Raw genomic sequence first — 23,606 nt, forward strand, 5'->3', positions numbered from 1 at the left:
AGACCCTGCTGATTACAGGCTCATATCATAGCTGCGCTTCTTGCGTTTCGGTTGACGCTCGCGCTGTTCCTGTCGAGCCTGCTCCTGCCTTGCCTTTTCGCGGACTTTGGCCTCCCACTCGCGTTTCCATGCAAGGTCAGATTTCATCTCATTGGTTTTTCGGAAGATGCTGTACACATTATCCGATGCAATTTCCAGACGCCGGGATTCTTCTTTCAAAGGAGCATACGCCTTTTTCCTCTCCGCGATTTCGTTCGTCAGTTCTTCTTTCCGTTTTTTCAAGGATTTCAGCGATGGCAGCTTTCCATCGTTTTCTTCCCGGAAATATTTCACGGATTCCGCATAGGCATCCAATTCCTTGGAATGCTCTGCGCGGAATTTTTTCTTGAAAATTGCTTTCGTAAATTGCTGCTGGACCTCTTTTGTGGAAAGGTACTGCCCCGCATAATGAATCTGTTCATTGGTTTTATACAGTTCATCCTCCGCCTGTGACAGCCGTTCATACGCTGCCTGCGTGTTGGCCTGTGCTGTCTTACACAGATTGTTCAGTTCCGTCAGGTCGTTGATGTTGTTTTCCTGCACCCATACCAGCGTTTCAGCCATTTTCTGCAGATTACTGATTTTGACCTTTAGTGCATAGGCCAGATTTTCCTGTACCTTGACATTCTCCTGCAGGTCCACAACGAGCCGCAGTCTGGTTCTGGTCGTAAAGATCAGTATGGGTTCTTCCTTGTACCGTAGATTTCTCTCTGCGTTCTGAATGAAGAATCCTTCCAGACATTCTCTTTTGCAACTGTCCCCCAAGGAACGCTCCGATATAAACTTGTTCCGTTCCGGCGGCAGATAGCTGTAACGTCCACGTTGGGTTTTGACGAAAATGTTGTATTCATCCTGCAGGATGTCTTGAAAATCTTCATACGAGATTGCTTTCTCACGAGCAGCGGCAACGGCATCCCGGATAAGCTGCTTCTGTGTTTGAAACTTTGTCGGATTGGGCGTAAATCCTTCCGTTTCGATTTTCTGTTTTTTCTCATCCAGCCGCCGCTGTGCCCAATACTCCGCTTCGGTCACACCCGTTCTGGATGGTGACAGTAAATCGACCTGATGCAGAAATTCGCGGCGGCACAAATCCATGAGTGATTTCTGCAGGTGTTTCAGGTACTCGTTCGTCACATGGTGCTTGTACCCTGCCTTGCAGTCAATGGGCCGCTCCATAAAGGGCTGCTTAGGTACATCCAGTTTTCGCAAACTGTTGATTACGATATGTACATGAATATTGCCACTGCCGTTGTGACCATCCATGTGCGTACAGACCAAAGCCTGATGCCCCGGAAAATTCACTTTTGCGTATTCCAGTCCAAGCTCCTGCGCCCGTTTCCCCGTCAAACAATTTTCTGTGTTGTCCCGTGGATCAAAGCTGATGATGTAATGGTGGCTTTTGATTTCATTCTTATTTTTGTTCTTCTGATATTCGCGGTTCAGCTGCTGGCAGGCCGCATCGAAAGAATAGGGTTCACAGTTCAGGCCGTCCAGATAAAACTCATCCCGCATAATACGATTTCCGTTTTGGTCAAGGATCGGAGCTTTCCGAATCTCGTCATGCTTGAAAATCAGATATTCCAGCGCAGCGCCATAGTTGGAACTCTTACTTACGATGTGCTTTAAGATTGCCATAGTTCTTTCCTGCCATTTCTGCGACCTGCTCCCGCATTTCAAAAATGCAGGAAATCGCATGGTTGATGTTTTCGAGCATAGCGCGCGACTGGATACCGCCGCTGTTGAAGAACGCTGCGATCTGGTTCAGGTTGTTCCCAATGGCGGCAAACTCCCGTGTGATGGCTTCAATTTCGTCCGGGTGGACATAGAACACATACGAGGTATTCACGCGGCCTTTCATCAGCATCTGCGCTGTAAATTCAGAGAGGGTCATTCCGGCATCTTCTGCCTGCCGGTGTAAAAGTTCATATGCTGTTTCTGTAACTCGTGCGGAGATTACTTTTGTCTTTACGATAGATTTCACTTTTCTCTTTGTTCGTGGCATGGGGTCTCCTTTCCAAAATCAAGAATTTGATTTTCCCGGCAGTGCATCTGCACTCCGGCTGTGGCCTGCTTCTGCAGGTCACCAACAGGCAAAATCATGTGATTTTGCACGATGTGAGGGTATGGGGAGCACAATCCCCATCAAGATGCCGCGTGGAGAAACCGCCCGTAGGAGCGGTTTCGTATACAAAGGCGAATCTTGCTCTTAACTACCGTCCACTCTGTCCCAGCCCGTTCCTGCCCGATTTTCTCCGGCGTATTTTCCGGTAAGACGCGCAGAATGCACATTCAGTACCAGAGGTATCCTGCTGGGGTGGCTCATGCGATTTTCAAGGTGCGATGTGACTTTGTAAGGAATCGGGGAATTTCATCAGTGATACCGTAGTGAATTGGCTTACTTTTGAAAACACTTCCTATACCCTATACAAACTTTAAGGGGTGTTTTTAAACCGGGTCTTTTGAAAGTTCAAAGAAAATTCATTTTTCCAACGTTCCCCTCTACCTATAACAATCTAAAATGGATTTATGGCAACCAGTTTTTTTAATTTTGTTGAACTACCTAATTTTAGAACATAGATTTTGTTTATTTTCCACTCATAAAACTAGAGGAAAGCCGTTTCACAAAAGATTTTGAAAACCCCTACACTAATAGGAATCCGCAGAGCCGTTTTGGAATACAGTTCTGAAAAAATTTATAATTTAAAATAAAAAGAAAAACGGCAAAGTTCAAAATCGAACCTTACCGTCATCCATAGAGATGTCTTATAAAGTAAAAATACTGCGGCAGACAGGTGTTGCGCCTGCTCATCGTGGACATATTGCTATTTTAACATTGTGTAACTGTTACTGATATTCATGCACTGAAAATTTTTGTAGATTACAGCAGTGCAGTTTCTATCAAGCTATTGCTTTTCTCTTTTTCCAGATATATAATTCAGACAAGCCAATTCGATTTATAGGTTTTGTTGGGAGGTTTTCTCATGGCAAAAGATCGTATTGAAAGCAAGTATGTCACTGTAGCCCCCGGTGTGGAGTTACATATCTTGGAAAAAGGCGAAGGTAAACCGTTGGTCTTCATTCCCGGCCTGACCTTCTCTGGTGAGATTTTCAAGAACCAACTGGAGTATTTCTCCTCTGAATATCGTGTCATTGCTATCGATCCTCGCGGCCAAGGCTATTCTGCCAAAACCGTGGATGGCAACGACTACCTGACTCATGGTCGCGATGTAGCTGGTCTGATTGATGCATTGGGTCTCAAAGATATTGTCCTGATCGGCTGGAGCACGGGCAACCTTGACACATGGAGCTACGTGCAGCAGTTCGGCAAAGACAAGCTGCGCGGCGTTGTGACTATCGATATGTCTCCGCTCCCGCTCTCCCCTGACCCGAAGTGGTGGACTGAGGGCACGATTGAAGAGCTGTCTCAGGTTGCCACGCAGGTGCTGACCTCTTCTGAAGGATGCCGTGAGTTCTTTAGCGAGTACGCGACTGGCGTCATGATCCAGCATAAGATGGAGCCTGATGAGCTGGAGTATCTGCTGGATATTTCCGGCCGCACACCATACTGGATCTGCCGTCAACTGTTCTGCGACGCTGTGTTCTCCAACTATCTTGAAATCGCAAAAGATGTCGGTGCAACGATGCCCAGCCTGATGTTCGTTGCTGAACACTGGCAGGACATTGCAAAGCCCTTTGTCGAAACACAGCTTCCCGGTTACGACACCTACGTCATGGGCGGTCACCTGATGTTCTATGAGTACCCCGAAAAGTGGAACCGTGTTCTGGAAGACTTTTTGAATAAGCTATAATGTAATTTCAGCCGCCTGTGGTTCATTCCGCAGGCGCTTTTTTGTATAATCTCCAGGAGTTCACGCAGTGACTCAAACATTGGGTGATGCTTCTTTTCCGCACCCTCTGCGGCATCCGTGTCAGGACGATTTGCTGAACGCTTTCTTCATCTTTTCTTTTGCTTCATCCGGCACGTCGATCAGTCCAAACCGATAGAACATTCCGTATATATAGGTCACACCCCGGATATCGCCCAGTGCTTTAGGACGTTCAACTACTTCTTCTACCTTTTTAATATTGCCCAGAGCCAGCAGCACAGAACTCCACGCCAGGCTTTTACTATTCTCTCTGCGATCGATCCACAGTTCCTTAGTGTATTGCCCATTCCGGCCCTTTCGTATTTCATAGGTAAAAGGTAAACCTGAGTACGTTTTGAAACGCACACCTGCATAAAGAAGAACCACCTCCCACAGATGCTCTTCTGTCGGCTCGGTTCTCAGTTTTCTTACCGCTCTGTATCTCCGCTGCCGCTCTGCTCCTACGCTGATTTTCTCTTTATCTGCTGTGTTTGGAAAGTACACGCCTTTTTCATAAGGCAGGTACGATGTGACGGAGGCTTTGGATAGGCCAAGGACTGTTGCCGTTGAGAGAATGGAAGTTTTATAGTCCTGCGTTTTTCGATACCTCTCAAACGTGTCCTGTACCTTCTCCGCCACTTCTGATTCATACACACCGGCTGTGATGAGCAGCTTTCTCACTTTGATTGGGTTTAGGTTTAGCACATCGGCGATGGATTGGAGGGAGCAGTCCTCCTCATAGAGCGCCACAGCCGCATCCATCTGATCTTTCAGATTCTTCCCTGCATCGTATTCCGGCTTTAACTTTTTCCGGCCGCCGCCAGGCTTTCTGGCTTTATATGCTCTTTTCTCTCCCATAATTATTCGTGCAGTTCCAGCGGCAGTCCATCCGGGTCATGGAAGAAAGTCATCTTCTTACCAGTATAATCATCCACACGAATCGCCTCACATTCTATACCTAATTCTCTCAACTCTTTCACCGTCTGCTCCACACTGTCTACGCAGAATGCAAGGTGACGCAGCCCACAGGCCTCCGGGCGGTTCACACGCTTCGGCGGGTTTTCCTCAGCGAAAATCTCCAGCTCTGTGTATTCATTGACACGCAGATCCAGTTTCCAGTCCTTACGCTCCGGGCGATAGTTTTCCCTGATAACAGAGAAGCCCAGCTTGTTCACATAAAAATTCTTTGCAGCTTCGTAGTCAGATACGATGATGGCAATGTGGTGTATTTTAGATAAGTTCATTTTGTGTCACACTCCATTTCTTTTATTTCCGTTGCAAACTATACAGCAACCTTCAAAAAACGCCGTGTGAACTTCTGGAATTCAGTTTGTCCACACGGCATTTATTTTTGGGTTCTTGTTTATTTCAGCTTTTCCAGAATCTCGTCTGCACTCATCCCGCTTGCCAGCAGCTTCTTCAGCACAGCCTCCGCTTCGGTCTTCTTAGCTTCTTCAGCTGCTTTAGCATCTGCCTTTGCCTTCTTCGCTTCTAGCATTGCCACTTCTTTTTCGGCCTTCTTCAAAGCAGTCTTTTTGGCTTTCAGATCAGCCTTTAAAGTGTCAATGTTGGCAGTGATGGATGCAATCTCAGCAGTCAGGGAAGTGATAGATTCCTGCTTCTCCGCGATCTGAGATGCGTAGTCGTTGGTGGTATTGATTTTGAGACGGTTTTTGCTGCCTTTCGTTCTGGGCATTGTGATAGCCTCTTTCCTTTTATTATGGTTTAAGTATAGCACTGTGTTGGAGTGCTAGCAATATAATCAACCTTACTCGACTGCTTGAAACATCATAGAACCTCTTGTCAATCGGCTTGTATAATAATTACCAGTTACCTTCTTTGAATCATCTACACAAAGCATCGCTGTTCCATAATGAATTGCACTACGATTTTGGAGTTCAGCCCTTGGCGTATTTAGATACGTGTATATAAGTTTCTGTTCACTATTAACTTTTTCGATGCTCGCAGTTATTGAATTACTGGTGCTTTCATTCGTGCCAAGTTTAACAGATACATTTAAAAACGTTTGATCAATCCAAATTTCTGAATTCCTTGTTTGTTCAACACCATCCCAAACAAAAGTAATTGTTCCCTTATAATGTTTTGCTAAAACTGGTAATTCTCCGGTTAATAGATAAAACGGTTTTTTCTTCCAAAGCCATTTATTAAATACTGCCATAAAAATCGCGGTTACACCTATAGCTTCTCCGGCATATCCATAAATAGAATAACTACAATTAAGATACTCTCGCTGATTTATTGCTAAAGCAATTCCACTAGAATCTATTAAGCAGCGAATAACAAATAAGACAATCGTTATCCACACGCTTATACTCATAAATTTCTTTGCCGAATCGCTCATACTCTATTCCCCATATCCAAGATAATTCCAAGCGGCAACCAACCATTGTTTTGCATCTTCATCGGTCCATTTTCTATTTCGGAATAGATAGAGCATGTCACTTACTTCACACCATTCCGTGTGATGACCATCTTTAATTTCATTATACAAGTATATTATTGCCTGCTTTACCGTTTCAGTCCATGTGCTATATCCAGTTATCACATTGTTAGGCACATGATACACAAGGCACTCCACTAAAAACGATGTTATCTTATCACCATCTGTTTTTTTGTCCTCAACCATCTCATTTTTGATATGCTTCATTATACGAACAAGTTTCTTATACTGATAACTCGTATTATTATTCTTGACTATGCCATTTGCCTTATGTCTTTTAGGGTAGTTTTTTACTATCTCTCCTGTCTTAGCTTGAAGCCAAACACCCTCTATGTACTTGTTGGGATCCAGGCTATTCTCATAATAATAGTTTCTTAATTGAAAAGACGGAACCACATCTGCTTTTACATGATAGGTATTTTCATCTATTTTAAGAGACTTGTTTCCGTCATAAACATACTCTGTTCTAAATTTATCTTGGAGAGCTTTTTTCACCAAGTTACGATACTCTTGAAAAGTAAAATCCGATGCTTTAAACCCGTAATCTTCTCTCCCTTTTCCTTGAGCATAGTCTGTGTGAAATGTATCTCTAAGCATAACACAAACATCCACATCGCTTTCCGAACGAACGTTAGTGTTATTTGCATAGGATCCCTGTATAAAGATATCAATATCCATCGTTTTTAATTCATCGCAAGAATTGATGGCACTTCTAATCATTTTAATGGTATTCTCTGCTCTCTGTTCCTCTGTTTGAGATAGCGGAGCTGTCCAATTTTGAAGTGTTTGCTCTGAGTATTTCATAGAATTTCTCCTACACACCATATTCAACCAAGAATAATTCTTGTAATTTCAATGTCTTTGATTTTCACATCTCAGCCAATCCTTAGATTGTTGCCTGCTGCTCACCGCGTAGAGGTGTGTGATTATTAGAGCAGCGAGAGCCACGGTTTTCCATGGCCCTAGAGTCAGGGCACCACCAGAGACACAGTCAGTCTCATTTGCCCCATTATATCACAATTTCATCCAGTTTTACAGACGCTTTCTTGCCTTCATCACCGCACAATACATCAATCCTCCGAGCACTCCACCTACCGTGTTGTAGAAGATGTCTGATAGCTGGAACGTTCCTAGCCGTAGCAATAATTGCAACAGCTCAATGCTTATCGAGAAGATGAACGCTATCTTTCCGCTTTGCCACAGTATCTTCTTCCAGCCGTTTCCTATCTTCTCTCCAAATGTCCACATCACTACCGAACTAAACGGCACCATCATGATCGCGTTCTCGATGCACTCGGTGGTCAGCTTTTGCTCACCGTTCACAGTTTCCCAGATTCCCCAACCGCCCATAATATTGGATAAAGGATTCATCCACAGATCACGGTTTAACAGGGTTCGGAACAGAACAAGTGAGGTCACAAAGGCCAAGAAAAATAGTTTTCTAAAGAACACGCTCTCTTTGAACATCTGATACCATGTCACTATGGCGTTCTTCCAGCCTTTGCCAGCTGCGGTAGGCTCATACGCATACAGATAGAAAAACATAACCAAAAAGGAAAGAAGAAGCGAAAAGCCAAACGGCTCATATAGCGCAGTCAGGATGTTTGTGATGATCTTTCCGAGTAAATCAATCGTTTCTTTCATCGTCGTTTACAAATCGCTGAACAAATCAGCCTTATACACGCCATTCTCCAGCATCTTTTTAAAGCTATCCTTTACTGCTGCAACATCCTCATGGTAGGTCATTCCGTACCAGGTGTCGTTAGTCTTCAAAACCTTTACGGACATCTTGCCCTTCTTCAGCAACTCTCCAATAAAGATCGGAATCAGATACTCGGCTTTCAAAGGATTGCCCAGGACTTCTTTCTCGAAGAACTCTCTGAAGCCCTTTTCCAGTACATCCAGAAAATCTGGAGTCAGGCCCCACATGTTCATAGAAACCAGAGAATTCACATCAACAGCTACACCGTCTGCCTCTGCTCCATCTGCAGTCTTTACGATGTTCTTGGTCTCCACAACTTCCGTCAGATTATTCTGCTCATCCATCTTGCAGATACCACGAGTCACACCGCCGTTATCAGATAGCGTGTTCTTCAGAACGAAACCAGCCATGCAGGACTTGCCGCCATTCACCAGATACTCATGAACCGCCTTGAAGCCTTCCTTTCCATAGTAATCATCTGCATTGATCACAATGAACGGAGTATCAATCACATTTTTCGCTGCAAGGACGGCCTGACCAGTCCCCCACGGCTTTGTCCGGCCTTCCGGCAAAGTTCCCGGGATGTCGTTGATATCCTGGAAAGCGTAGTCAATAGTTACATTATGAGAAGAGCAAATGGAGGCAATGCGATCACCGATGACCTCTTTGAACTCTTTCTCGATATCCTTGCGGATGATAAATACTACATGATTGAATCCAGCCTCAATTGCATCATGGATTGAATAGTCCATGATAATATGCCCAGCATCATCCACCGGCTCCAACTGCTTAATTCCCGTTCCGAAGCGGCTACCGATACCAGCAGCCATGATAAGTAATGTTGTGTTCATCGTTTTTTCCTCTTACTATCTTTTACTATCTTTTATTCCACAGTCACACTCTTGGCGAGGTTTCTCGGCTTATCCACATCCAGACCCTTGGCAACAGATACATAATAGCCAAGCAGCTGCAACGGAATCACTGCCAGACTACCAACAAAGTGCTCGTCCACCTTCGGAACATAGACCGTAAAGTTTACCTGATCTTCGATTTCATACTTGCCATATGTAGTCAGCCCCATCAGATAAGCACCACGGCTCTTGCACTCCAACATATTGCTGATAGTCTTTTCATAGAGTTCGCTCTGAGTCAGCACGCCGATAACCAGCGTTCCCTGCTCAATCAGACTAATGGTTCCGTGCTTCAGTTCGCCAGCAGCGTATGCCTCAGAGTGGATGTAGCTGATTTCTTTCAGCTTCAGACTTCCCTCTAAGCAGACAGCATAGTCAATGCCACGACCTACGAAGAACACATCATGTGCATTGGCATACTTTGCTGCGAACCACTGGATGCGCTCTTTATCTTCCAAAGTTTTCTGCATCTTCTCCGGGAGAGTCAACAGTTCAGAAATATAGTAGCTGTACTGCTCTTCAGTGATTTTTTCTCTAACCTTCGCAAACTGAACCGCCAGACAATACATAGCCGCCAATTGTGCACTGTATGCCTTAGTCGTTGCAACAGAGATTTCCGGGCCTGCAAGGGTGTAGAGCACTTTATCTGCTTCGCGGGCAATGCTACTACCGACCACGTTGACGATTGCCATTGTGGTAATGCCCTTCTCTTTTGCAAGTCGCAGTGCAGCCAGTGTATCTGCCGTCTCACCAGACTGGCTGACAACGATCACAAGTGCCTTCTGATTGAGTGGCATTTTACGATAGCGGAACTCAGATGCAAGTTCCACACGCACCGGGATGTCTGCCATATCTTCCAGTACATACTGAGCAGCCATGCCCACATGCCATGCGGAACCGCAGGCAACAATATAGATCTGCTCGAAGTTCTTGATCTCATCCTCAGTGATCTCCACGCTGGACAGATCGATGGCACCGTCCTTGATGACAGAGTTCAAGGTATCTTGGACAGCTTTCGGCTGTTCATGGATCTCTTTCATCATGAAATGCTCAAAGCCGCCCTTTTCCGCCGCCTCTGCGTCCCACTTAATCTCTGTCGTCTGCTTCTCGATTTCATCACCGTTCAAATCGTAGAAGTGAGCCTCACCCGGAACGAGCCTTGCGAACTCAAGATTGCCGATGTAGTACACATTGCGAGTGTATTTCAGAATTGCAGGGACATCCGAAGCTACATAGGTTTCGCCATCCGCAACACCAATGATCATCGGGCTGTCCTTACGTGCCACCCAGATTTCGCCTGGATAATCACGGAACATCAGCTCAAGAGCGTAGGAGCCACGAACACGAACCATCGTCTTTGCAATGGCATCGATTGGGCCGAGGTTATACTTTTTATAATAATAGTCCACCAGCTTGATGACTACTTCAGTATCCGTCTGACTATAGAACGTATAGCCATGCTTCAACAGCTTTTCTTTCAGTTCAGTATAGTTCTCGATGATACCGTTATGTACGCCAACAACCTCAGACTCTACTGTACCTGAACCAGAACGGGTGCAATTACCTGAAACATGCGGATGCGCATTGGTTTGACTCGGCTCACCGTGGGTAGCCCAACGAGTATGGCCAATACCACAGGTTCCTTTTAATGCCTTGCCGCCATCTGTTTTCTCGATCAGATTGGACAGGCGTCCCTTCGCTTTCACGACTTGTGCCAAATTTTCTCCGTCACGGACAGCCAGTCCGGCTGAGTCATATCCTCTATATTCCAGTTTTGACAGACCATCCAGCAGGATCGGTGCTGCCTGTCGATTTCCAGTAAAACCAACGATTCCACACATAGGTTTATCCCTCCCGTTATTTAATCTATTATACTTTCCCTTTTACGCAAAACGACTCCGGATAATTGCCAGAGTCGTCATTGACTTTACGCCTTATATCCCTTTTCGCAAATCACGTTGACCACTTCATCAACATACTTCTGGCATGTATCGTGGTCAGGTGCTTCCACCATAACACGAACCACCGGCTCAGTGCCGGACTCACGCACCAGAATACGGCCGGTATCGCCCAGAGCCTCAGCAACTTTAGACACTGCTTCCTGCACTGCCGGATCATTCTGAGCAGCCTTCTTATCAGTTACACGGATATTCTCCAGCACCTGCGGATAGATCTTAAGCGGTGCGGCCAGCTCACTCATAGGCTTCTTCTTCGCCAGCATGACCTCCATCATCTTCAGACTGGTCAGGATGCCGTCACCGGTGCTGGCATATTTGGAGAAGATGATATGACCACTCTGCTCGCCGCCAATGCGGCAGCCGTTCTTAGCCATGTACTCATAGACGTACTTGTCGCCCACAGCGGTCTTGGCGTAGCCGATGCCCTTCTCATCGAAAGCCTTATACAGGCCAAAATTGGACATAACCGTGGTAACGACGGTATTGGTCAGCAGTTTGCCACGCTCCTTCATGTAGCAGCCGTAGATGTACAGAATGTGGTCACCGGTGATAACATTGCCCTTCTCGTCCACACACAGGCAGCGGTCAGCGTCGCCATCGTAGGCAAAGCCAACATCCAAGCCCTTCTCCACTACGAACTTCTGCAGACCCTCAATGTGGGTAGAACCTGCGTTGTTGTTGATATTCGTGCCGTTCGGTTTGTTATTTATGACATAGGTATCAGCACCCAGGGCATCGAAAACGCTCTTAGCGATATTCCAGCTGGAACCATTGGCGCAGTCCAGGCCGACCTTGACACCTTTGAAGGAATAGATACCCAGAGAGATCAGATAACCCATGTAACGATTGCGTCCGGCCACATAATCCACAGTGCAGCCGATATGCTCACGATGAGCAAAAGGAAGTTCCGGCCAGTCCTTGTCAAAGACATGGAGTTTGCCATCGATGTAGTCCTCCACCAGCAGCAGGGTCTCCTCCGGCATTTTCTCGCCGTAGCAGTCGATCAGTTTGATTCCATTGTCGTAGTAGGGGTTGTGGCTGGCGGAAATCATAATGCCACAGTCGAAATCATCCACGCGAGCAATGTAGGCCACGGACGGGGTAGTCGTAACATGCAGCAGGTAGGCATCCGCCCCGGAGGCTGTCAGGCCCGCGACCAGGCTGTACTCGAACATGTACGAACTCCGACGAGTATCCTTGCCTATGACGATACGGGCAGGGTCGGTATCACCATTGCGCTCACGGAGAGCATTATAATACCAGCCTAAGAAGCGACCAACCTTATAGGCGTGATCCGCTGTTAATGTAATTCCGGCTTCACCACGGAAGCCGTCCGTTCCAAAATACTTTCCCATTTTTCGTTATTCCTTTACTTTTTTCTTTCCCACCATCCATGGCGCAACTCTTACAACAGCCTCATATACCATACTGCATATTGCCATCGTAATAGCTACCACTACCATGACCAATAAGAAGTTTTCTCTCACTACATCTGTTCCCATGTGCAGCGAAATTGACACGATTTTTAGCATCCCTCCACATAGAATCACCATCAAAAACCAGTTTTATTTTTTTATCATTCTGATAATTTTACTGGAAGCACTGTTTTTCAGCATAAACACACACACAAAATACACCAAAACAGCTATTACAATCTCAACAAGCAGTCTCATCCATACAGCTTGTCCAAAAAATAGTTTATGGCATAAAACAAGCGTGAGCGACATGACGAACGCTGATGTTAATATTGAAAAAACATCTCTACAACACATATTGACTTTAATCGTTCTTCTTGTTGCTACAATCATGCTTATGGATACAGTAAATTCAGCTACGACGGAGGCAATCGCAGCTCCGTTTTGCGTAAAAGTAGGAATTAGCAGGTAATTTAATACTGTATTGACGACTGTTCCAATTAAGACACAAGCTAAATAACTTTTTTCTTTACCAGCGGTGAGCAACAGCTGACAAAAAACCCCACCAGACAATGGCATCAATACAATAAGAATTGATAAAATTCTAATCGTACTAATAGCCGGCAAAAACTCAACGCCAAAAAGCACTTCCACAATTTGGTCTGCGACCAATATTATTCCACAACAACACGGTACAGATATTAAAAAAGTTACGTTGAGAAACTGTCTTGACAACTTTTTTATCTCACTTTTATTATCCTCGCTAAAAAGATAACTAAATCTAGGCATCAAAACAGCGGAAATACCTGTTAACGTATTTGCAGCAGCTTTAACAATTTTCGTAGAATTAGAATAGTATCCTACGCTTGTAGCATTAGACATCACTGTAAGCATTGACACATCAAGTAAAGAATATATCTCAATGGCGATAACAGAAACGAAAAACGTCATAATAGGTCTAATGTGTTTTTTCAAGGAGATATTGCAAAAGCTTAATTTCACATACCTTTTTAGATTGATAAAATTCAAAACATAATTTCCAATGCTACCGAAACAAATAATCAAAGCATATGCAACTAAATCACTTTTTCTTCTGACAAAAATAAAAAGCAACAAAAGGGATACTATTTTTATAACAAAGCTACGAATCATAATATATTCATATTCTTCATAGCCTTGATAAACCCATTCAATATTGATGACATTAAATACGATAATACTAGAGAAAATCAATGCCAGTGCCGTATTCGAATTATTAATCTTAAAACAGAATACGGTGATCAGATATACAACGGTTGCTATAATGGAGGATATTAAATTAATCGCAAAAAGTTCCGAAAAAGTTTTGTTACAACTATTTTCATCTCTTTTTGATTGAGCAATTGCTCTTACACCATAAGAAGGGATTCCTAGCGCAGCTGCCATGCTAAAATAAGTCGCCAAGTTTTGTGCTGAGGAAATTTCTCCAATTCCTGCCGCTCCTAAAACTCGTGATATATAAGAAACCGTCACTAGAGGAAAAACGACGGATAACCCTTTATTAATCATGCTAAAAGCCGAATTTCTTGAAACTGATTTTCCCATTGACGATTACCCCCTTTCACATAAAGATTACTTTTTAATCACGATAAGACTCTATCAATGATGGAATTGATATATGTGCTATCATTATCATAAACATCTGAACAAGTTTTCACGCCACTCTCATTAACATACTTTCCTTCAATGGTTTCCCTTAAAATTGCATGTCTTAGATACCACATATATTCAACATCAACATGTCCAATATCGACAAATTGATATCCCTCATCACACAACTGCGACGCTAGAATAGAAGCTGTAGGTCCTAATGCACCTAAAATCAACGTATCCTTTTCCACATTCAATCTTATTGAAGATTTTATAGCTTCTAGCTTGCTATATGCATTTTCGGCCGGACAAATAATCCGCTTTATAGAAGTTGCATTATCAAACAAGTCGTTGCCCATCCCCAATTTTGTTTTTTCGCCTTCGACGATAACTACATCTCTTTTATCCCATATTCTCTTCAACAAATCGAAGATCTTGGCACTATAATTTCTATCTCTATAATCAATATATGGTCTTGTTATGCTCGCATCACTATACACCCTGTTTACATCCATAAATTTCACTAGTCGGGAAAGAAAATTGGCACGAATAATTCTCCAATGCATTTTCGCATAAAGATTGCATTTGGATGAATCAAACACTCCGTGAGGAATTCCAACTAATAAGTTTTTATTATCGCTTTTAAATGCCAAAGTTAAATCGCTCGCAAACTCAGCTGAATAGTCTTGAAAGGAAACCATACTCTCACCTGACATCCACATAAACTCTCCATCACCAAATCGGCTAAGTGATTTCCGCTCCTTGACAATTAATGACACTGTTTCTTCGTCCGAATAGAATTTAATATCCGGAATTTGAGACTTAACATTTAATGCTTTTAAGTATTCCGGAACAGTTCTTATCACTTCATAACCATACACTACCTTATCAGGTAATAATTTTTTTATCTTTTTTTTCCATGTCATTTGAGTATTTCCCCTTCCTGAATTCTTTGCATTTTAATTCCGTAAAGCAATACAACTGTTGCCAGAAAGTCCGATGAAAATGTTATTTCAACTGTCGCCAGCGAGACAAACACATATATCAGCGCCGTTAGCGATCTGACGTCGCTGTAGTTTATCTTATAATCATTCTTCGGTCGTTTCATTGCAATGCATAACCACATAACTAGCAACACCGTTCCAAAAATTCCTATTTGCTGTATCCACTCGAATACACCATTCTGTGCATCTACTATTCCATACCTCATTAACACCTCATACCCCGTACCATATCCAAATCCCCAAAGCCAGTGACCCTTCATGATATTAGGAAGCATTGAATAGATCACAGTTCTAAATGTTAATGTAACATCTTTACCTAGTAATTGTGTTATGACATATGTAACCACACTGTTAGAAAGAATCACCTCAACAAAAACTACAAAAAGCAGACTTGCCATCAAAGCGACAAAAAAAATCTTACCGCTTAAAAAGAGACCAATATTTTTTTCATTCAGCCATAAAAACAGCAGCAATGCAACAGTACCCACTATACCAGTAGCCGCCCCCAATTCTATAGACATTGTCATTGTCATTATAAAAAATAAAACTAGAATTGCATTATTAAGTGAACTTTCTCTAACTGTTCGCAGTCTAACATTTTTATCAGCAATGAAAAATGAAATAAGATAAAAATGCATATAAACCACTTGAAATTTTGTTCCTACAAGAAACACATTTCCTCCATATTGTAGATGAATAGTTGTAAACAGTATCAAAAAATCGGTAGCTATCACAACTAATAGGGTCATTCGATAAAAAACCTTAATTAGATTCTGCATTTCCTCTCGTTGACAAAACATTTCCACAGTTAACACAAATTCCACTAATGTTGCCGTAAAGACAATAGCTGCCAAAAACGGATTCCTATCCGTGTTGCCATTCCTATTAATATACGATACGATCAGTGTCGCTATACAAAAAAGGGCTATGCCGACATTCAGTCCTCGATAAGTATTCCTAGACAAAATCTTAATATTTGATGCTATCATCATTGCTACTACAACAAGGAGGAAATACTTTATGGGATTGTATGAAATATATGTTGTTGAAAAAAAGACAAGTAAATATACTAATACAGCATGTATTGTTGAAATTTTAATCTTCATTTGCTTTGTTCCTTTACGCAATTAGTACATTTCTCAAAACATTTTTCTATAAACTCATCATAGGAAGAAAACATTGCTTTATGTGCACTCATGTATTTAACAGTATCCAATTCATTTTGGCATAATGCGATTTTATTTCTAAATACATCATTTTTTTGTGCCTCTTCAGCCGTTTCAAATAGCATAAAGTACTCATGGAACACTTCTTTCCCGGGTCTTTTTCCATATCTATCAAAATACTCAACAGCAAGTTTTTTGGCTTCATTGAATTGTGCCCGTTCTCTTTTTTCATAATATTCATCTATTGACATAATTCGTTTTGCCGGCACACCTGCATACACGCAATTGTGATCACAATTAGAAGTGACAACGCTCCCTGCACCAATAATTACATTGTTACCAATTTCAACATTTCTGGTTATAACAGTGTTCATCCCGATAAACACATTATCCCCAATTTTCACCGTTCCACTTGCTCCTAATATTGCTCCTTTTTCTGTTTTTAAAACTGACCATGCATAATCATGAGTTAATATTTTCACGCCTTCAGTAATTCGCACATGATCTCCAATCGTTATCATCCACGGGTACTGCTCATCAATTAGCGTCTTTGTCGGGACATATATAATGCAATCGCTTCCAATTTTCATTCCTATTGATCTTAAGTGTTCAATATAAGATGATGATTCTGCCTTATACCCATAAGCGGCCTTTCTCAAAATGCTTTTGATATTCACTTTAGCAATCCTCCTTAATTTCGTTGCTATCATACTGCATTGCTACAAAACCAATTGCCATTCCAAAATAAATTATATAAGCTGTATCCACTCGAATCGCTGAGCTGTGCCACATCAAAAAAATCATAGCAACCGTGAAAATAGCACTTGTTATCATATACGGCCGACTCGCATTAGAATACCTTTTCAATTTTGCCAATAATGTAATAATCAATGTAACAAAGAAAAACACGTACAATCCAAAACCGCCAATTTCGCATTCCAAATACGTCCATTGATTTGTAAACCACCGATAATTATAATCTCCATAAGCTCTGTAAAAGTCACTCTGAAAAAACGAAAATGCAGATGTGTCACAATTACCAATACCCAAACCACTCTTTAATCGGAGTTCTCAGGAATAAATTATTAATTACTTGAAATGATCCGACACGTGGAATTCTATACCCCTCATCAAAAGTTGCAGTTGCATAATCCATAAAATTCTTTTTATTAAAAAGAATATTCAACATATCCGGTGCCAAACGATCAACCAAATTGACAACAATCACAAAGCCCAGTAATAAACCAACTAGAATAGCTAGTTTTCTAACTGTAAAACCTTTTTCAACATATTGATTAATCAGTGCTGACAAAATAATGCATAACACCGCCAGCATTAACATCATCTTTTCCTCAGCCATTGCACCTAGCATAAATGTAGCCGCAATAATAAACGCAAACTTTTTGAATGTAGTCTTTTTAGCAAAATAAAGACTTGAGTAGAAGCATAAAAGCAACAAACAGAATAGATTTAAGCCACCGCCTCCCCAAAAAATTCCTCCTCCAAAATCATCGCTAAAAAGCCCAAGGACAAAATACTTATATATACCAACAAGCGTATTAAATATTTGCGTTGCAAAATAGAATCGAATCACTTTTTCGACATCATCAAGTGTAAAAAAAAAAAGAATTACTCCAAAAAATAATATATAATAACGGCAGAGATTTCTTATTCCCCAAAAAACGAGCAACGGTTTTACAAAATTTATTCCAGCGCCAACCATTAAAATCAGAAAAAGTGCAATTAAAATATAGAGAAGAGGGGCGCATCGATTTTTAATCTCCTTAATATACTTTGCTTCAAAGTAAAGTAACATCAAATTCAAAACATCACACAAATAAAATGTTGAAAGACTAATACCAAACAAACTATACGCTGCAGAGAACACAATGCATGCGTATAGTATCCAAAATATGCACTTCTTTGGTGTAACTATAAACAATTCTCTTCTCTCTTCGCATGCTTTTATCTCCCTAGATATTGTTGAACCCTTATCAACACGATAGTACCGAAACTCATCTTATGTTTAATACAAAAATGAATCATTCTTCTTGCTCTTGAAAAACTAGCATCTGGTACCATCCGTACAATTTCTTGAACCATCTTATTTGCACACATTTGGGAAATCGAACGACGGATTTCCTTAACACCAATTTCTTTTACGCAATTGACTTCGCTTTTCATACAAGCAAGCAAGTTATCCAAAAAAGGTCTTTTAATCCTATATCTTACTTCATCGCTATAAACATCTGCTGCGCATAATTCTTCTAAATGCAGTTGAAATGCGACAAGCTTTTCAAAGCGATCCGGCTTATATACATGTGTGAGCGACTGGTCATTTTCGCAATAATAATAATATGCCTTCTGTACAACATTAACACAATGTACATTCGGCATGAGTTTCATTAGCGAATACACATCTTCACTAATATACTCTCGTTCAGAGACAAAATGGAAGTTACATTCTACCAATAGTTGTCTTCTATATAAGCAACTCCACGCGCTCATTAACAGGTCACTGGCTGTTCCCGTTTTAGGATCTGTACAAATCAGCTCTGGTAAGAATTGTGATAAAACTTCTTTACCTTCATACTTTTCCAACGGTGTTTTTGGAATAAATGTTCTGGTGATATTTCCCTGTCTATCAACGTCATGATGTCCAAATTCAATCAAATCAGGATTATCGGAAATTATGACCGTATATAATTCTTCAAACAGTCTTGTATCAATATAGTCATCGCTATCAAAAAAAGCAATATAATCTCCAGTAGCAACATCTAAGCCAGAATTTCTCGCCTCACCCAGACCAGCATTTTTTTTATGTACAACCTTAATACGATCATCAACTCTTGCCCAATTATCACACATTTGTGGGCAGCTATCCGGAGAGCCATCATCAACAAGAATAATTTCAAGCTTTTTGTAGGTCTGATTCATGACACTATCAAGGCATCTATTCAGATATTTTTCCACATTATAAATTGGCAGTACAACACTAAATTTAATTTTTTCTTCTATTTGATTCATCATATTCTCCTCATAGATGCGCTAAACTGTATTTTTCATATAGCAGTACTACAATTACATATCATTAACAATAACTCTATACTTTTCATCCCATGTTAGCTTACTGTTCACATATTTATAACCATTCAGGCCCATCTGCTTTGCTAGTTCTTTGTCTTGTCCCAGTGTTACAATTGCTTTGCAATAGTCTTCCTTGATTTTGTCAAGTGCCTGTTCTGTATTTACAAATACACCGCAGTCAACTTCTTTTAGCAGCCTACAGAAACTTGTATCAAATGCAACTATTGGCACTGCATATGCCATTGCCTCGAGCAACACATTTCCACTTGTTTCTCTAAGACTCGGCAAAACAAAAACATCAGCCTGCTGATATGCTTCAGCAATTTGATTCAGCGGGCGATTACCCATTAATTTTACATTTTTTCCAATACCACTATCTGCTATTTGTTTTTCAATTAATGCACGATCATCACCATCACCAAAAATCAAGAGTTCCCAATCCATATCGGCAGGCATCAGAGAAAGAGCGTCAACAAGAAAAGCTATTCCTTTTTTTCCAATCAATCGTCCTACAAAAACAATTTTGAGAATATCGTTTTTTCTTTTCTGAATAGGAAGATTTTTGTATTCATCTCTTAATGCCAACTCTGGCATTAATGGCACATCTTTTCCTACGATGCGAGAAATTTGTTTTTGAGTTTCATTATTTATGCAATATATCTTATAATATGAGCGCAGTGCTTTCTTATAAAATGGATTCCATGAGCAGCTTTTATTAACAAATTCTCTAAATGCAGCAGCAAGTTGATTTTTTTCATAGACCTTCAATGGCTTAGGTGTTACCTGAGCACCTCCCATTGGCCCCCAAATCACCTTTGCACCTTTAGCTTTATATAACTCACTTGGGATTCTGTAATCATTCATAGTAACATGATGAATTACATCAAAACGGATTCCTGAATGTTTAACCCAAAGCCATGCCCAATGCTGCCATAAAATATAATACATATGATGAAAAGCGGAATGCTTTTCTCTGAACCAGTTAAGTGCATTAGGGACATCAACAATAGCCAATTCGACATGCTGTATATTAAATTCTTTAAGTCCTTTTCTTGTGTCCTTCTCATTGAATTTCTTGGTAAGAAGGATTATTCTATCGCCTTCTTTATAGTTTTTCTCATACTGTAAAACCCAATTCCAGCCAATGCTATCCTCTGATCCCTTATAAGGATTCACACTATATGCAGAAATAAGATAATTCATCATTTCACCTCCCAAGAATCAACGTTGAAAGAATTCGATTATTTCTAACGATGTATTTCGACAGAATTATCGGAGCTACCAATCCAAAAATCAGCATCATCCAAGCATATACTAAATAATCAAATCCTAAGATTTTTCCACATACAACAAAAATCGCTTGCTGCACATAATACCCAATCATATATATATCCATTCCATAATCACCTAGCACCATCCACAGCTTTTCTCCACAATGGCAATGCTCGACCCATATGGCAATGGTAAAAAGCAGAAACACACCAATGATAGTTACTACAGTCGCTAAGAACCAAGACTGAGACTCGTAGATTTTAACAAATGCAAGCATCATATATCCTACGGAAACAACCGCTATTACCACTATTCCTTTTGCTGACATCAGTAGTTCGGAATTCTTTATTTTTTTATAAAGATATTTTCTCGCAATACTTCCTGCAAAATAAATCCAGGCATAGCTGAAGAAAAATCCCACAATATAGCCGAATTGTTTGAAGACAACTGTGTTTAACACATATACCACAAACATAACACTCGCTAAAACTGTACGACTCACACCATCAAATAGGATTCCAAAAATAGAAATAACAAACAAAGCATACAGAAACCAAAGACCACCATTCGGATTGTTTCTTCCAATTAAAACATCTACTGCAAGAGTAGAATAATTAAGTGGATTCCTTGCAAATGCTCCAAATAATAGCTTAAGCACTGCAGTGACTACTGTTAAAAAGAAATAGGGCACCATGAGCCGCTTAGCTTTATTTACAATCGCTTGTTTCTTTTCACTAAAGCTACGTCTTTTCTCGCCCTCAAGAAATCCACTAATAAAGAAAAAGGCTGGCATATGAAAACAATAAACAAAACTTTTCATAAAGCCCAAAATAGTAGGTGTCTCCGTCGCATTAAACGAGTGACCAATGACAACGCAGAGCACAGCCATTCCACGCATTATATTTATTTCATTAAAGTATTGTTTTTTTCTTTTTTCCATCGTCAAACCTTTCTCTCTCTAAAATTGTTCTAACAAATTGACACCCATTCACTTAACCAATCGAATTACTGTGCTTTATTCCATCGGGCATATAAGAGCAATCCACCCGGTATGCACACCGTTGCAAGAATTTTATGTCTTGATTTGCGAATCAGATTGACAACCTTGACTCCCGCAAATCTCCCATATACAATATACTGTAGTCCACCCTTGATTCTATATCTTGTCTTTAAGTCGGACTCCATGAATTCCTCGGCTCGATGCATACACCCAACTGGCGATGCAATATTATGCTTACGCCGATTATTGGTTAATCCATCTTCAAGATAATTTCCGACGTAAATGGCTTTATTAATATGTACCATCTCATATTTTCTAGCCATTCTAACCCAAACAAGATCCTCCCCAAGGAATTTCTCATTCGGATATTCGGGAAAAGGGAATTCCTTTAAACAATGTGTTTTGAACACCTCTGCTTTATCTGCGCCGGTGTCATCACCGTTTACACGCACGTCAATATAAGAACCTATTTTTTCATCTACATCAAACTTCTTGCCATTGACTTTACCATCAGGGAATGCTCTAAGAAACGCATATCCACAGATATTATTCTGTGACCTGTATTTCTTGTGAATCTTCAGTATCGACTCAACTGCATCATCTGTCACACAGTCATCTGAATCAACTATAAAGGTAAGTTCGCTGCAAATGGTCTGTATTCCTACATTTAAAGCAGTATGTTTTCCACCATTACTTTTATAGATATATCGTATTGGAAAATCACTTTTTTCTTGTAACTGAGTAATTAGATTTTTCGTACCATCAGTACTTCCGTCATCAACTACAAGCCACTCAAAATCTTTTACAGTTTGCTTTTGCAGCGAATCCCAGAGGCTTCGTAATACCCCTTCACGATTAAAAGTGGGTGTTAAAACTGTTATCATCATAGTTATTGTTTTCCTTATTTATTCTCCATCTGCTGTGCGATATCAGCATCCACGATTTCCTCGCCGGTCTTATGCTTCAGCTGCTCCTTAGAAGCTTCACTCAGACCGTTGTTGATCACGCAGTTCATATCGCAGGTGCTGCACTTGTCCAGATCCTCTTTGGTAACTTTGCCATCACGGTAGTCACGGCAAATCTTCAGTTCGTACATGCTATACGGATGCTTAGTGAAGAGAGCCTTAAACTTGTGAATCAGAACCCAGGTAGCAGGCTTCCAGATGTACTTATGCATCGCCGGAGAAACAGAACCAATCATCCAGCAGTCACGGTCACAGCAGCGAACCTTTGCACGAACCTTCTCTGCCTCCGGGCTGTTCCACAGCTCGTCCCAAGTCTGATTGTTCAGGTTGCCCATGACCTCTTTATCCTTGGTACCATTGCAAGGCATAACATCGCCATACGGATCGATGAAGAAGGTATCGAAGCTCATATCGCAAGGCAGCAGACGCTTCTGGCCGTAGATGTAATTGATCAGACCGTGGTTAAAGTAAGCACGGAACCACTTCTTCGGGCTGTTGCTGCGGAGCAGTTCGTTGACCAGATTCTCAAAGTTCTTGGCTACCATCGGACGGTCATGGATGATGTTTTTGGCCTCAACGAAGTAGAAGCTGTTGTGCAGAGAAGCCGTTGCGAACTCCATGCCCATTTCGTTGGAGATTTTGTACAGAGGAACCAGATCAGGAGCATTTTTGTCCTGAACAGTCATGCCGAAGCCGACATCCTTCATGCCCATCTCACGCAGCTTCTTCAGCGTGCCATACCCACGCTGGTAGCCGTTCTGCAGGCCACGAATTTCATTGTTGGTCTGCTCTAGACCCTCGATAGAGATACGGATACCGATCTGCGGGAACTCCTTGCACAGATCAACGATACGATCGGTGAAGAAACCGTTCGTGGAAATAACGATACGATCAGACTTCTTGTACAGTTCACGCACGATATCTTTCAGGTCGGTGCGGATGAACGGCTCACCGCCGGTGATGTTGGTAAAATACATCTTCGGCAGCTTCTTAATGGTCTCGATGCTGATTTCCTCTTCCGGCTTGGAAGGTGCCTTATAACGGTTGCACATGGAGCAACGAGCATTGCAGCGGTAAGTAACGATGACAGTACCATTTAACTTCTTTTCTTCAGACATGATTAACTCTCCT

General features: G+C 41.6%; 22 protein-coding genes. 1 reads left to right on the plus strand and 21 read right to left on the minus strand.

The window, feature by feature from the left end; genetic code table 11:
• Positions 1-12 precede the first annotated feature (12 nt).
• Both ACGHUK_RS09260 and ACGHUK_RS09265 read right to left on the minus strand, forming a co-directional pair.
• Entirely contained in the window at positions 13-1,674 is a 1,662-nt protein-coding gene (locus ACGHUK_RS09260) for a relaxase/mobilization nuclease domain-containing protein (RefSeq protein ID WP_390574132.1), read from the minus strand.
• Positions 1,646-2,041, minus strand: coding sequence for a plasmid mobilization protein (locus tag ACGHUK_RS09265; protein ID WP_390574133.1), 396 nt, complete (start codon positions 2,039-2,041; stop codon positions 1,646-1,648). Before ACGHUK_RS09265 ends, ACGHUK_RS09260 begins: the two co-directional genes overlap by 29 nt.
• A gap of 979 nt (positions 2,042-3,020) precedes the next feature.
• Between ACGHUK_RS09265 and ACGHUK_RS09270 the strand changes: the two genes are divergently transcribed.
• Positions 3,021-3,848, plus strand: coding sequence for an alpha/beta fold hydrolase (locus ACGHUK_RS09270; protein ID WP_390574134.1), 828 nt, complete (start codon positions 3,021-3,023; stop codon positions 3,846-3,848).
• A gap of 120 nt (positions 3,849-3,968) precedes the next feature.
• On the opposite strand, the gene ACGHUK_RS09275 is transcribed toward ACGHUK_RS09270, so the two are convergent.
• The 19 genes from ACGHUK_RS09275 to ACGHUK_RS09365 form a co-directional block, all read right to left on the minus strand.
• Positions 3,969-4,763, minus strand: coding sequence for a hypothetical protein (locus ACGHUK_RS09275; RefSeq protein WP_390574135.1), 795 nt, complete (start codon positions 4,761-4,763; stop codon positions 3,969-3,971).
• Positions 4,764-4,765: 2 nt separating this feature from the next.
• The gene (locus tag ACGHUK_RS09280) at positions 4,766-5,149 is read right to left on the minus strand and encodes a VOC family protein (protein ID WP_390574137.1); all 384 of its coding nucleotides are present in this window, start codon (positions 5,147-5,149) and stop codon (positions 4,766-4,768) included.
• Positions 5,150-5,268: 119 nt separating this feature from the next.
• A complete protein-coding gene (locus tag ACGHUK_RS09285) occupies positions 5,269-5,601 on the minus strand; it encodes a hypothetical protein (protein WP_390574138.1) in 333 nt (110 codons plus the stop codon).
• A gap of 72 nt (positions 5,602-5,673) precedes the next feature.
• Positions 5,674-6,267 (minus strand): hypothetical protein, encoded by a 594-nt coding sequence (locus tag ACGHUK_RS09290; RefSeq protein WP_390574140.1) that lies wholly within the window; start codon positions 6,265-6,267, stop codon positions 5,674-5,676.
• Between the two features lie 3 nt (positions 6,268-6,270).
• Positions 6,271-7,170 (minus strand): nucleotidyltransferase, encoded by a 900-nt coding sequence (locus ACGHUK_RS09295; protein ID WP_390574142.1) that lies wholly within the window; start codon positions 7,168-7,170, stop codon positions 6,271-6,273.
• A gap of 228 nt (positions 7,171-7,398) precedes the next feature.
• Entirely contained in the window at positions 7,399-8,010 is a 612-nt protein-coding gene (locus ACGHUK_RS09300; protein ID WP_390574144.1) for a VanZ family protein, read from the minus strand.
• A 6-nt stretch (positions 8,011-8,016) separates the two neighbouring features.
• Positions 8,017-8,919, minus strand: a complete 903-nt coding sequence (locus ACGHUK_RS09305; protein ID WP_390574146.1) for a sugar phosphate nucleotidyltransferase — start codon at positions 8,917-8,919, stop codon at positions 8,017-8,019.
• A 32-nt stretch (positions 8,920-8,951) separates the two neighbouring features.
• Positions 8,952-10,820: a glutamine--fructose-6-phosphate transaminase (isomerizing) gene (gene glmS / locus ACGHUK_RS09310; protein ID WP_390574148.1), complete on the minus strand. Its 1,869-nt coding sequence runs from the start codon at positions 10,818-10,820 to the stop codon at positions 8,952-8,954.
• Positions 10,821-10,906: 86 nt separating this feature from the next.
• Positions 10,907-12,292 (minus strand): phosphoglucosamine mutase, encoded by a 1,386-nt coding sequence (gene glmM, locus ACGHUK_RS09315; protein WP_390574150.1) that lies wholly within the window; start codon positions 12,290-12,292, stop codon positions 10,907-10,909.
• Between the two features lie 210 nt (positions 12,293-12,502).
• On the minus strand, positions 12,503-13,936 hold the full coding sequence (locus ACGHUK_RS09320; protein WP_390574152.1) for a flippase: 1,434 nt from the start codon (positions 13,934-13,936) through the stop codon (positions 12,503-12,505).
• Between the two features lie 38 nt (positions 13,937-13,974).
• Positions 13,975-14,907, minus strand: a complete 933-nt coding sequence (locus ACGHUK_RS09325; protein ID WP_390574154.1) for a GT-D fold domain-containing glycosyltransferase — start codon at positions 14,905-14,907, stop codon at positions 13,975-13,977.
• A complete protein-coding gene (locus ACGHUK_RS09330) occupies positions 14,904-16,091 on the minus strand; it encodes an O-antigen ligase family protein (protein ID WP_390574156.1) in 1,188 nt (395 codons plus the stop codon). Before ACGHUK_RS09330 ends, ACGHUK_RS09325 begins: the two co-directional genes overlap by 4 nt.
• Entirely contained in the window at positions 16,088-16,828 is a 741-nt protein-coding gene (locus tag ACGHUK_RS09335; protein ID WP_390574157.1) for an acyltransferase, read from the minus strand. Before ACGHUK_RS09335 ends, ACGHUK_RS09330 begins: the two co-directional genes overlap by 4 nt.
• A 359-nt stretch (positions 16,829-17,187) precedes the next feature.
• Positions 17,188-17,970: a hypothetical protein gene (locus ACGHUK_RS09340; protein WP_390574159.1), complete on the minus strand. Its 783-nt coding sequence runs from the start codon at positions 17,968-17,970 to the stop codon at positions 17,188-17,190.
• Between the two features lie 146 nt (positions 17,971-18,116).
• Positions 18,117-19,181, minus strand: coding sequence for a glycosyltransferase family 2 protein (locus ACGHUK_RS09345; RefSeq protein ID WP_390574160.1), 1,065 nt, complete (start codon positions 19,179-19,181; stop codon positions 18,117-18,119).
• Between the two features lie 51 nt (positions 19,182-19,232).
• A complete protein-coding gene (locus tag ACGHUK_RS09350; protein WP_390574162.1) occupies positions 19,233-20,444 on the minus strand; it encodes a glycosyltransferase family 4 protein in 1,212 nt (403 codons plus the stop codon).
• A 1-nt stretch (position 20,445) separates the two neighbouring features.
• On the minus strand, positions 20,446-21,450 hold the full coding sequence (locus ACGHUK_RS09355; protein ID WP_390574164.1) for an acyltransferase family protein: 1,005 nt from the start codon (positions 21,448-21,450) through the stop codon (positions 20,446-20,448).
• A 65-nt stretch (positions 21,451-21,515) separates the two neighbouring features.
• Complete coding sequence (locus tag ACGHUK_RS09360; RefSeq protein ID WP_390574165.1) at positions 21,516-22,397, minus strand: glycosyltransferase family 2 protein; 882 nt, start codon at positions 22,395-22,397, stop codon at positions 21,516-21,518.
• Between the two features lie 14 nt (positions 22,398-22,411).
• Positions 22,412-23,593: a radical SAM/SPASM domain-containing protein gene (locus ACGHUK_RS09365; protein WP_390574166.1), complete on the minus strand. Its 1,182-nt coding sequence runs from the start codon at positions 23,591-23,593 to the stop codon at positions 22,412-22,414.
• Positions 23,594-23,606: the final 13 nt, after the last annotated feature.

Origin of the sequence: Faecalibacterium sp. i25-0019-C1 (assembly GCF_042854225.1) — a bacterium.
In the GTDB taxonomy this organism is placed as follows: Bacteria; Bacillota; Clostridia; order Oscillospirales; family Ruminococcaceae; genus Faecalibacterium; species Faecalibacterium taiwanense.